This window comes from bacterium, assembly GCA_021372775.1.
Lineage (GTDB): Bacteria > Acidobacteriota > Polarisedimenticolia > J045 > J045 > JAJFTU01.
Map to the genome: position 1 here is coordinate 1 of JAJFTU010000486.1, position 11,745 is coordinate 11,745.

An 11,745-nucleotide genomic window follows, 5' to 3' on the forward strand; every position below is an offset into this window, starting at 1 on the left:
GGCAACGCTGCGCCGCCGCCCCCCGCCGCGCCGCGCGCTGTCGTTGTCGGCTTCGCGCTCTTGGGATCGGCGGCGCGGGGGATTCGCGAGGGGCGCGGTTCGTGCGGGATGGGGCGCGTCGTGATGCGGCGTTGTTGGGCGACGCGGGGATGGTCGTGGTTCGTGCGGGGCGCGCGTTTGCGGGGATCGGTTCGGACGGCGTGGAGAGACGGTGGGGTTGCGGCCGCAAAGGAGACCGGGGTGTCCGGTTCCTTTGCGGCCGCAAAGCCGGTGGATCGTTCGGATCAGGGCTGCGGGGCGGGGCAGGCGGCGGGGGTGGTGAAGAGCGTCGCGTCGCGCGGGGCGGAGAGGCCGCCGCCGTCGTCGAAGGTGCCGCGGCGGCAGTCGCGCACGCCGCGGACGATGTAGAAGGAAGCCAGGCCCGGCGCCGGGTTCGTCGCGTCGGTCGCCTGCGCGGCGGCCACGTCGGCGGCGAGGCAGGTTCCGGCCGCCCCGTACGCGCCGCTCCCGGCGAGCAGCGCGCCGAGGTTCCCCCGCACGACCTCGTAGTGCTGGGCGAGCGCTTCGGGCGCCCACGCGATCTGGTTCTTCGCCGCGGCGATCTGCAGGGCGCCGACGGCGCCCGGCGTGGCGAATCCGTCGTCGATCGTGCCGTCGCAGTCGTTGTCCGCGTAGTCGCAGACTTCGGCGGCGCCGGGATGCACGGCGGCGTTGTCGGGGGCGCAGTCCTCGGCGTCCACGTAGCCGTCGCCGTCGCGGTCGGGGCGGACGACGACGCCGCGCGTCGCGGCGCCGCCGACCCAGTCCTGGTAGCTGGGGTACGACGTCGTGCCGGCCGCGATCAGTCCCTTCGCTTCGACGGCGACGGCGCCGCCGGTCGCGGCGCAGGCGGCCTGCACGGACCACGACGCCTGCGCCGACGTGTCCGCGTCGCCGAGGCCTGTCAGCGTCTTCGTCGCCGTCTCCCCCGCGGCCAGCGAGAGGCCGGCGGGGAGCGCGAGCGTCGCTTGGGTCTGCGTCGGGACGGCGTTCGCCGACAACGGCGCGGGGCCGATGTACCGCGCCGTCGCCGTCACCGTGAACGTCTTGCAGCCGTCGGTCGTGGCCGGCGCGTCGATCGTCACCTGCCACGGCGCGACGACCATGCCCCAGCGGGAGTACTTCGTCCAGAGGTTGTCCACGAGGAAGGTCTGCGCGAAGGCGACGTCCGGTCCCTGATACGGCGCGGTGTACCACGGGTCGTGGACGATGAAGGTCTGCGCGTCGTCGTCGTACCCCTTGACGACGCGGAAGTGCCCCGACTGCTGCGTGCCGTCGTACCAGGTGAGGATGTAGACCGGCAGGTTGGACGAGACCAGCCGCTTGAGGTCGTCGTAGCGGGTGGCGTACTCCGGGGTGTCCGCGGGATACGACCACCAGTCCTGCGCGGCGGCGTAGCCGAGCGCGCGCTCCGGATAGCCGACCAGCGTCGCGTCCTGCACGGCGGCGCTGATCGAGCTGAAGTTCGCGGCGCGCAGGTTGTCGTCGGCGTACGTGCCCCACCACGCGTAGGCGCCCGAGCCCCACTGCTTCGAGTTCGCCACCTTGGCGACTTCGGCCTGCGCGACGTCCGGGCCCCAGTAGTCCATCACCATTTCCAGCGAGGCCGGCCCGCAGTGGTAGGACGTCTGCTGGACGTGGTAGGGGACGTCGGCGATGTTCCATCTGGTCGGCAGGGCGCGCTGCTCGACGATCGTCGTTGCGCGGCGCTTGGCGCGCGCGGCGGCGATTGTCGCCGCGTCGGGCGGGTTCGCGGGGACCGCGACGTCCACCGCGCGCGGGGCCGCGGCGAGGACGCTCGAGGCGTCGTCGGCGGCGATCCACGCGGTCTCGCCGGTCGCCGCGTTCTTCATCGTCCAGTAGAGCCGCTGGTCCGGGCCGCTCGTCAGGCGCGCCTCGGCGCCGTCCCACGCGGATCCGCGGCGCGCGGCGAGCGCGCGTCGGGCCGCGAGTTCGTCCACCGGCAGCAGCGGCGCGCCCGGCGCGCGGCGCGCGTAGGAGCGCCACAGGCCGTCGGCCGCGCCGACGGTGACGATGCCTTCGACGCGCCCGTCCGCGTCGGCGACCGGCACGATGAAGTAGGCCGGCGCGGCGTTTGGTCCGTGAACGAGCAGCGGCGCGCCGGCGCGCGCGGCGCTCCATTCGGGGACGGCGGCGGGGGAGCTTGCGGGGAGAACGGCGACCCGCTCGATCAGCGTTTGGGCGGCGACGCGGGCGGCGTCGGCCGTCCCCTCGGCGGGGGCGGCGAGCGCGGCGACGGCGGAGCAGATCAGGGCGGCGAAAACGGCGGCGGCGCGGAATGTCATCTGGAGGCCTCCGGGTGCGGACGGCCTCATCCTACGTGATGTCCGACGCGTACCGCGGCGCCCTTCGCCTCGTTGACCCGGTTCAGCGAACCCGCGTCGCCTAGCGGCGGCGACGGACCGCGGGCCGCGCCGCCGCCGATCCGCGCGGATCAGCGATTGGAATAGACCGCGCGCTTCGTGTTTTGGACGACGAGCCGCAGCGGCGTGCCGTGCCGGTCGGGCTTGAACTCGTCCTTGTCCACCACCACGTAGACCGTGCGCTCCGAGGCCAGCAGACGGTCCAGTTCCTTCTCGTCGGGGGCGTAGAGGTCGGGGTTCGGCTTCAGGCCGATGCCGTAGCGGTACTCGCCGGCGAACGCGATCAGCTTCGGCGGTCGCCCGAGGTAGAACTCGAAGCTCGGCTGCGGAATCTGGTAGAGCGCCACGACGTCGCCCGGCTTGACGATCTTCGCCAGCGCGACGCCGAGCGGGCGCGGGTTCATCAGCGGCTCGACCGCCGAGGCGGCGAACATCATCGTCGCGAAGAGCGCCGCCCCCGCGACCGCCTGCGCCGCGAGCGCGCCCCGCACCCGCCGCGCGAGGGCGAGGACGAGCGTCGCGAGGCCGCCGAGACCGAAGACGGCGCCGAAGATCCACGGCCAGGCCGCGACGTCGGCGAGGTTCATCCGGTTGTCGCGCACGACGAGCCACGGCAGGCCGACGATCGCCGCGACGGCGAGCGCGAGCCAGATCGGCGCGACGAGCAGCGAGCCGCGGCGCAGCCGCGCCGACGCGTCGCCGTCCGGCCGCGGGGCGAACGCCCGCGCGACGAGCAGCGCGGCGAGCAGCGCCAGCGGCGGGAGCGCCGGCAGGATGTACGAGATCAGCTTGCCGCTGGAGACGGTGAAGAAGCCGAAGATCGCGCCGAACCAGCACCAGAGGTAGACGTGCAGCCGGCGCGTCGCGTCCTCCGCCCCCGCGGGCGCCGCGGCCGCGACGTCGCGCTTGCGCAGGAACGGGAGGTGCATGATCCAGGGGAAGAAGCCGATCCAGAGCACCGGCACGAAGGTCCAGAACGGCTTGGCGTGCTCGGCGTCGTTGCCCGCGTAGCGCGAGACGTGCTGGTCGATCACGAACCAGCGCAGGAAGTCGGGGAACTCGCGCTGCACCAGCAGGAACCACGGCAGCGCGATCGCCGCGCCGAGCAGCGCGCCCCACCAGAGCCCCATCCGGGCGAGGATCCGCCAGCGGCGCGTCAGCGCGACGTAGAGCAGCACGACCAGCCCGGGCAGGACGAAGCCGACGAACCCCTTGGCCAGAGTGCCCAGCGCGCAGCAGACGTAGAGCAGCGCGAACCACCGCCGCTTGCCGGTCTCGGCGCCCTCGAAGAAGGCGCATATGCCGACGGTCATGACGCCGGCGAGGACCATGTCGGTCGTGAGGAACCGCGCCTGGATGAACCACTGCATGTTGAGCGCGAGCAGCGCCGCCCCCGCGGTCGCGACGACGGGACCGAGCCGCTTGCGCGCGAAGAGGAAGATCGCGCCGATCCCGAGGAGCCCGAAGAGGGCGACCGGCAGCCGGCCGGCCCACTCGTTGTGGCCGAACACGGCGAGCGAGGCGGCCGTCGTCCAGTAGAGGAGCGGCGGCTTCTCGAGGTACGGGAACCCCTCGAGGTAGGGGACGACGAAATCGCCCCGCTGGAGCATCGCCTGCGGAATCGCCGCGTAGCGCCCCTCGTCGGGGTCGAAGAAGCCGAGCGAGCCGAGGCGGAAGAAGTAGAGCAGGACGATCGCGGCGAGGATCGCGGCGACGATCCACGTTTCGCGCCGTACGGACTTGAGGTTCATCGAACGGAGGCCTCTTCGATCAGGCGCCGAGCGGGCGCCGGCGGGCGACGAAGCCGGCGCGTCCCGGGAGCTCGCCCCAGACGACCTCGGCGCGCGGCAGCGCGGCGCGCTCCGCTTCGAGGCGCGCGGCGACTTCGGAAAGGCGCGGGAACGTCGCGCCGTCGGCCTTCCAGCGCAGCAGGAGCGCGCGCAGGAACTCGAGGTGCGCCGCCCCTTCGGTCTCGGTGTGCAGCGTGAAGACGTTCAGCCCCTCGCGCGCGGTGCGGCGGTGGAAGAACTCGACCGGGCCGCCGGCCGCCTCCATCTCCGGCGTGCCGAGGACCTCGTCGAGCGTCGGCATCGTTCCCGGGATCTCGAGGCCGCGGAACTCCCGCCCCGCGACGACCGGGACGAACGGCGTTCCTTCGCGCACGTCGCTGTGCCAGCGGATCCCGGCCTCGTCCATCGCGGCGAGGCTGGCCGCGGTGCATTGCCATCCGGGCGCCGCGGAGCAGTCGGGGGCGCGGCCGAGCGCCTCGGCGCAGGCGTCGAACCCGCGGCGGAACTCGGCGCGCGCCTCCGCCTCGTCCATCCCGCGCAGCTTGTCGTGCCAGCGGACGTGGTCCCAGCCGTGCGGGCCGACGTCGTGCCCGTCGCGGTCGAGCCCGCGGACGAGCTCCGGGAAACGCGAGCCGACCATCCGCGCCGGCAGCAGCGTGCCGGAGAGGACCGTGTAGAGGCCGTAGGTCGTCGCGGCGTTGGTGCGGAGCATCTTCTTCAGGAAGCCCTTGCGGGTGAAGACGCGCAGCGCGGCGCGGCCCGAGTTGTCCGGCCCCATCGTCACGAAGAACGCGGCGCGCACGCCGACCTCGTCGAAGAGGCGCCGCAGACGGGGGATCCCGTCGCGCGCGCCGACGTGGGTGTCGACGTCCACCTTGAGTGCCACTTCGAAGCTCATGCGCCCTCTCCGAGAACCGCGCCGACGGCGAGCGCGCCGCCGCGCCGTTCCGCCTCCCCCGCGAACTGGATCGTCTCCAGCCGCAGCAGACCTTCGCCCGTCGCGACCGTCGCGGCCAGCCCCTGTTCGTCGCGCGCGACGACCGTGCCGGGCGCGGCGCCCCCGCTCTCTCCCGCGACCGGATGGGCCGCCCGGACGAACAGCTTGCGCCCGTCGGCGATGGTGAACGCGCCGGGGAAGGGCGGCGTCGTCGCCCGGACGAGGTTGTAGACCGCGGGCGCCGGCCGCGTCCATTCGATCAGCCCGTCCGCGGGTTCGCGCCGGCGGCGCGGGCTTTCCCCGCCGAGCTCCTGCGGCGCGCGCGGCGCCGAGCCGTCGCGCAGTTTCGGCAGCGTGCGCTCCACGATCTCGCGCGCCGCCGCGGCGATCTTCCGGCCGAGGGTGAAGGCCGTCTCCTCGAAGTCGATCGCGACCGCCTGCCGGTCCGCGACGTCGCCGGCGTCGAGCTCGTCCGCCGCGTACTGCAGCGTCGCGCCGGTTCGCGCGAGCCCCAGGACGAGCGCCCAGGCGACCGGGTCCGCGCCGCGCAGTTCCGGCAGCAGGCTGCAGTGCACGTCGAGCGCGCCGCGCGGCGCCGCGGCGCGGATTTCCGGCCCGAGCGGCGTCCCGTAGTCGAACGAGAAGATCATCTCCGGCGCCAGCGCGCGGACCTTCGCCGCCCACTCCGGCGCGTTCGGGTCCTGCGGCGCGAACGTCGGGACGCCGTGCGCGCGGGCGAGCCCGGCGACGGCGGGGAACCAGACGTTCTCGCCCGGCGCGCCCTCGCGGACGAAGACGGCGAGCACTTCGTCCCGCTGGGCGAAGATCTCCTTGAGGCACCAGTAGCCGACGTCCCCGCCGGCGAAAACGACGCAGCGCAGGTGGCGTCGCTCAGCTGTCACGACGATGCACCTTGCGCACGAGGAAGCGCGGCCGCCGCCGCACCTCGTAGTAGATCCGCCCGATGTACTCGCCGATCATCCCGAGGGCCAGCACCTGCAGGCCGACGAAGATGAACAGGATGGCGAAGAGGGTGAACACGCCGCCGACTTCGGAGCCGACCAACAGCCGCCGGATGAGGAGGAAGACGCCGAAGCCGACTCCGAGCGCGGCCATCAGCCCGCCCATCAGCGTGACCATCTGGATCGGGAAGAGCGAGAAGCCGGTCATCAGGTCGAACGCCAGGCGGAAGAGGCGCCGGAGGTTGTACTTCGAGCGGCCGGCGGCGCGCTCGGCGTGGCCGACGCCGACCTCCGCCGCGGAGTGGGCGAAGAGGTTGGCCAGCGCGGGGATGAAGGTCGCCGTCTCGCCGTAGCGCAGGATGTTGTCCACGACGTCCCGGCTGTAGGCGCGGAGCATGCAGCCGTAGTCGTGGATGTCGGCGCCGGTCGAGCGGCGGATGATCTTGTTGATCACGCGCGAGGGGAGCTTGCGGGCGATCGAGTCGTGCCGGTTCACCCGCACGCCGCCGACGGCGTCGTGCCCTTCGTCCACCGCGGCGACCAGCTTGGCGATCTCCTCCGGCGGGTTCTGCAGGTCGGCGTCGAGCGTGACGATGATGTCGCCGCGCGACTGGTCGAAGCCCGCGAGGATCGCCGCGTGCTGGCCGAAGTTGCGGTTCAGCTCGACGACGACGATCCGCGCGTCGGCCGCGGCCAGCGCCCGCAGTTGGGCCAGCGAGTCGTCGCGGCTGCCGTCGTCCACGAACACCAGCTCGAACGGCCGCCCGAGCGCGTCGAGCGCCGCGATCAGCCGCTCGTGCAGCGCGGGGATGTTCGGCGACTCGTTGTAGACCGGCACGACGACCGAGACTTCGGGACGGTCGAGCGGCTGGTCGGTGCGGCGGCGGTTCTGTTCGGCGGGCGACTGCATCAGGCGGTCCTCCGGTGGGCGCGGACGACCTTCTTCACCGCGGCGACGACGTCGTCGACGTCCTTGTCGGTCATCGCGGGGAAGAGCGGGAGGGTGAGGATCCGGTCGGAGACCTTCTCGGCGCGCGGGAAGTCGCCGCGGCGGCAGCCGTAGGTCTCGGCGTAGAACGGGTGCAGGTGGACGGCGATGAAGTGGAGCCCCGTGCCGACGTTCTCCGCCTTGAGCGCGTCCATGAACTCGAAGCGGTCGATCGTCAGGCGGTCGGGATCGACGAGGATCGTGAACATGTTCCAGGCGTGGCGCAGCGGGTACCCCGCGTCGGCGGCGCACGGCCGGATCTCTTCCATGCCGTCGAACTGCTTCAGGTAGCGCGCGGCCAGCTCGGCGCGGCGCACGATGAACCCCTCGAGGCGCGAGAGCTGGCCGAGGCCGATCGCCGACTGGATGTCGGTGAGGTTGTACTTGAACCCCGGCATCTCGATGTCGTACCCCGCGGCGCCGCCGCGGCCGCGCGACCAGGAGTCGCGGTTCACGCCGTGGAAGCGGTAGAGGCGGATCTTCCGCGCCAGCTCGTCGTCGTCGGTCGTGACGACGCCCCCTTCGCCGGTGGTGACGTTCTTGATCGGGTGGAGCGAGAACATCGCCGGGTTGCCGTGCGACCCGATCATCCGCCCCTTGTACTGCGTGCCGACGGCGTGCGCGGCGTCCTCGAGCACGAGGATCCCGCGCGGCTCGGCCAGCGCGCGCAGCGCGTCGAGGTCCGCCGGCAGCCCGCCGAAGTGGACCGGGATGATCGCCTTCGTCCGCGGCGTGATCTTCTTCGCCACTTCCGCCGGGTCGAGCAGGAAGGTGCGCTCGTCCACGTCGGCGAAGACCGGCGTCGCGCCGACCGCCGCGACCATGTTCGCGGTCGTGGCCCAGGTCATCGGGGTCGTGACGACCTCATCCCCCGGGCCGATGCCGAGGGCGAGCATCAGCAGGTGCTGGGCCGCGGTCCCCGAGGTCACCGCCAGGGCGTTCTTGACGCCGCAGTACTCGGCGAAGCGCGCCTCGAACTCCTTGGTCTTGGGGCCGGTCGTGATCCATCCGGAGCGGAGGACGTCGCCGACGGCGGCGATTTCGTCTTCGCTGATCGAGGGGCGGGAGAAGGGGAGGAACGTATCGCGGACCGGAGCCTCGGCCATCGTGCATCCTTCAGCGCGGCGAAAACGGCGCGAAAGCGCGCCCGCCGGAGGGGGGCGCGGAGACACTAGGATATCGCGGTTGCGCGCCTCGCGCGCAGCGGTGGGCGGGACGGGGGAAAGCGTTTACGATGCGCAGGTTCCGGCGGAGAGCCGAGCGAAGGAGCGAGCGGAAATGAAGGTCCTCATCCTGGGCGTCAACGGGTTCATCGGGCACCACCTGACGGCGAAGATCCTCGCCGACACCGACTGGACGGTCTACGGGATGGACCTCTCGGCCGAGCGGCTCGGCGCCTCGGTGGACCACCCCCGCTTCGAGTTCGTCGAAGGGGACATCTCGATCAACAAGGAGTGGATCGAGTACCACATCAAGAAGTCCGACGTGGTGCTGCCGCTCGTCGCGATCGCGACCCCCAAGACCTACGTCGAGCGGCCGCTCTCGGTCTTCCAGCTCGACTTCGAGGAGAACCTGCGGATCATCCGCCAGGCCCACCGCTACGGGAAGCGGGTCGTCTTCCCCTCGACCTCCGAGGTCTACGGGATGTGCCCCGAGCCGCAGTTCGACGAGGAGAGCTCGCCGCTGGTGCTCGGGCCGATCAGCAAGGAGCGCTGGATCTACTCCTGCTCCAAGCAGCTGATGGACCGCGTGATCTGGGCCTACGGCCACCACGAGGGGCTGCGCTTCTCGCTGTTCCGGCCGTTCAACTGGGTCGGGCCGCGCCTCGACTCGCTGGAGACGGCGAAGGAAGGCAGCTCGCGCGTCGTGACGCAGTTCGCCGCGCAGCTCCTGCTCGGCCAGCCGATCCAGCTCGTGGACGGCGGGCGCCAGCGCCGCTGCTTCACCTACGTCGACGACGGGATCGACGGGCTGGTGCGGATCCTCGCCAACAAGGACGGCGTGGCCGACGGGCAGATCTTCAACCTCGGCAATCCGGGGAACGACTGCTCGGTGCGCGACCTCGCCGCGCTGCTGCGCGAGCTGTTCGCCGCCCACCCCAAGACCAAGGGGATGGACCTGCCGCCGATCGTGGACGTCGACTCGGGCTCGTTCTACGGCGCGGGGTACCAGGACATCCAGACCCGCACGCCGTCGATCGAGCGCGCCAAGAAGCTCCTCGGCTGGTCGCCGCGCTACGGCCTGCGCGAGGCGATCGCCAAGACGCTCGACGCGTTCATCGAAGAGAATCTCTAGCCGCCGCCCGCGGGCCGCGACGCGCCGGGCCGCCTTCGGGCGGCCCGCTCCGTTTTCCGGCCCCGTTCGAACGAGGAGGCCCGCCGCGATGCTTCGCCTGCCGCTCCCCGCGCTGCTGCTCGCCGTTCCGCTCGCCGCCTTCGCCGCCGGCCGTCCGCCGCTGCCGCGGCCCGAACTCGAGGCGCACGTCCGCTTCCTCGCCGACGACCTGCTCGAGGGGCGCGGCCTCGGCGTGCGCGGCGGCGAGCTCGCCGCGGCCTACATCGAGTCCCAACTGCGCGCGGCGGGGCTGAGTCCCGCGTTCGGCGACTCGTTCCGGCAGCCGCTCGCGCTGCGCCGCGCCGTGCCCGACAAGGACGCGCGGCTCGAGCTGCGCGCCGCCGGCGGGACGGTGGAGCTGGCCTACGCGCGGGACTTCGTCGCCGCGTTCCCGTTCCCCGCGGCGGCGCACGAGGGGGAGGCCGACCTCGTCTTCGCCGGCTACGGGATCGTCGCGCCGGAGCTGCGCCGCGACGACTACCGCGGCGCCGACGTGCGCGGGAAGATCGTCGTCCTCCTCGCGGGGCAGCCGAAGGACGCGAGCCCCGACGGGCGCACGCTGACGATCTACGGCCGCTGGACCTACAAGTTCGAGGAGGCGGCGCGGCACGGCGCGCGCGGCGCGCTGATCGTCCACACGACGGCCGGCGCGGGGTACGACTGGAACGTCGTGCGGAACTCGTGGTCCGGCGGCTCGTACTTCGATCCGGAGCGGACCGACCTGCCGGAGCTCGAGGGGTGGGTGACCGAGGAGGCGGGGCGGCGCCTCTTCGAGGCCGGCGGGTTCGACCCGGCGGCGCTGCGGCGGCTGGCGGACGGGCCGGAGTTCCGGCCGCGCCTGCTCGGCCTGCGGGCGCGCTTCGCCGCGCGCGGCACGTACGAGGAAGTGCGCACGGCGAACGTCGCGGGGGTCGTGCCGGGCCGGCTGCACGGCGATCCGGCGCGCCGCCGCGCGATCGTCGTCTCCGCGCACTACGACCATCTCGGCGTGCGGCCCGGCGACGACGGCGGCCCCGCGGTCTACCACGGCGCGATCGACAACGGCACGGCGCTGGCGTTGCTGCTCGCCCTCGCGCGCGACGCGGCGGAGCGGCCGGCGACGCTCGACTCGGACTTGATCTTCTTCGCGCCGACGGCGGAGGAGGTCGGGCTGATCGGTTCCGCCGTCTTCGCGCGCCGTCCGCCGCTGCCGGCGGAGCGGATCGTCGCCGACGTGAATCTCGAGATGTCGGCGCCGTGGGGCCGGGCGCGCAACATCACCGCGCTCGGCGCGGACGGCTCGGAGCTCGCGGGGCTCGTGGCGGCGCTCGCGGAGCGGAACGGGCTGCGGGTTTCGCCGGACGCGGCGCCGGAGCAGGGGTTCCTGTTCCGCTCCGATCAGTACAGCTTCCTGCGCGAGGGGATTCCGGCGGTGTGGCTCGATCTGGGCGACGACCTGGAGGAGGGCGGGCTCGCCGCGGGGCGCGCGTTGCGCGAGGGCTACCGCGCGGAGCGGTACCACCGTCCGGCGGATCGCTTCGATGCGTCGTGGTCGTTCGCGGGGCTGCAGCAGCTCGGGGATTTGGCGCGGGAACTGATTGCGTCGATCGACGCGTGCGGCGACGTGCGGCGCCGCCGCTGATCGACGCTCGCAGGGGCGGCTGGCGCGCTCCGATGACCGTCGGAACCACGGCGCCCCACCGCGCCTGCCGCCCGACGTGGACCTCGCACCACACTGCCTTTGTATTTCGCCGCGTACGGCCCGCGGGTTTCGCGGCGTAAAGCCCGCGCGTGTCGTTGAGTAGTGCCCGCGCGTTTCGCCGCGTACTGCCCGCGCGCATCGCGGGACGCGCGTCGTGCGGCGGGGGCGGCGGCTCCGCCACGGGGCAACGGCTCGCCGCCGCCCCCGCACGCCCGACGCGCTGTCGTGTTTGGTTGGGCGGATCGCTGATTGTCCGCGGGGTGGTGGTCCTTCTTCGATGGTCCGTGCGTTTCGTCTCGCCTCGCGTCGCGGCGTTGGCTCGCGGCGGCCGCGTCGTTTCGCGCGTTGAGGCGCTAGGGCGCGTGCGTCTTGACGGTCGCGGGCCGCGCGGCGGGGGGCGGCGGCGGAGCATTGCCCCGTCGCGGAGCCGCCGCCCCCCGTCGCGCGACGCGCGCCCCTCGACGGACACGCGCCCTATCCACCCAACGCGCGAAACGACACAACAGCCGCGAGCCAACGCCGCGACGCGAGGCGAGACAAGACGCACGGACCATCAAAGAGGGACCACCCCCAACGCGGACAATCAGCATTCCGCCCGACCAAACACGACAGCGCGTCGGGCGTGCGGGG

General features: G+C 72.9%; 8 protein-coding genes. 2 read left to right on the top strand and 6 right to left on the bottom strand.

Annotated features, from left to right (window positions below):
• Positions 1-284: 284 nt before the first annotated feature.
• From LLG88_16640 to LLG88_16665, 6 genes are all read right to left on the bottom strand, one after another.
• Positions 285-2,345: a C39 family peptidase gene (locus LLG88_16640; protein MCE5248536.1), complete on the bottom strand. Its 2,061-nt coding sequence runs from the start codon at positions 2,343-2,345 to the stop codon at positions 285-287.
• A gap of 149 nt (positions 2,346-2,494) precedes the next feature.
• On the bottom strand, positions 2,495-4,174 hold the full coding sequence (locus tag LLG88_16645; protein MCE5248537.1) for a glycosyltransferase family 39 protein: 1,680 nt from the start codon (positions 4,172-4,174) through the stop codon (positions 2,495-2,497).
• 19 nt (positions 4,175-4,193) lie between these two features.
• Entirely contained in the window at positions 4,194-5,111 is a 918-nt protein-coding gene (locus LLG88_16650) for a polysaccharide deacetylase family protein (protein ID MCE5248538.1), read from the bottom strand.
• Positions 5,108-6,052: a formyltransferase gene (locus tag LLG88_16655; GenBank protein ID MCE5248539.1), complete on the bottom strand. Its 945-nt coding sequence runs from the start codon at positions 6,050-6,052 to the stop codon at positions 5,108-5,110. The genes LLG88_16650 and LLG88_16655 overlap by 4 nt, the downstream gene beginning before the upstream one ends.
• A complete protein-coding gene (locus tag LLG88_16660; protein ID MCE5248540.1) occupies positions 6,042-7,022 on the bottom strand; it encodes a glycosyltransferase in 981 nt (326 codons plus the stop codon). Before LLG88_16660 ends, LLG88_16655 begins: the two co-directional genes overlap by 11 nt.
• Positions 7,022-8,206, bottom strand: a complete 1,185-nt coding sequence (locus LLG88_16665) for an aminotransferase class I/II-fold pyridoxal phosphate-dependent enzyme (protein MCE5248541.1) — start codon at positions 8,204-8,206, stop codon at positions 7,022-7,024. Before LLG88_16665 ends, LLG88_16660 begins: the two co-directional genes overlap by 1 nt.
• A 172-nt stretch (positions 8,207-8,378) precedes the next feature.
• Here LLG88_16665 and LLG88_16670 point away from each other — a divergent pair, with 172 nt between their 5' ends.
• Both LLG88_16670 and LLG88_16675 read left to right on the top strand, forming a co-directional pair.
• Positions 8,379-9,395 (top strand): bifunctional UDP-4-keto-pentose/UDP-xylose synthase, encoded by a 1,017-nt coding sequence (locus tag LLG88_16670; protein MCE5248542.1) that lies wholly within the window; start codon positions 8,379-8,381, stop codon positions 9,393-9,395.
• A gap of 88 nt (positions 9,396-9,483) precedes the next feature.
• Positions 9,484-11,055: a M28 family peptidase gene (locus tag LLG88_16675; protein MCE5248543.1), complete on the top strand. Its 1,572-nt coding sequence runs from the start codon at positions 9,484-9,486 to the stop codon at positions 11,053-11,055.
• Positions 11,056-11,745: the final 690 nt, after the last annotated feature.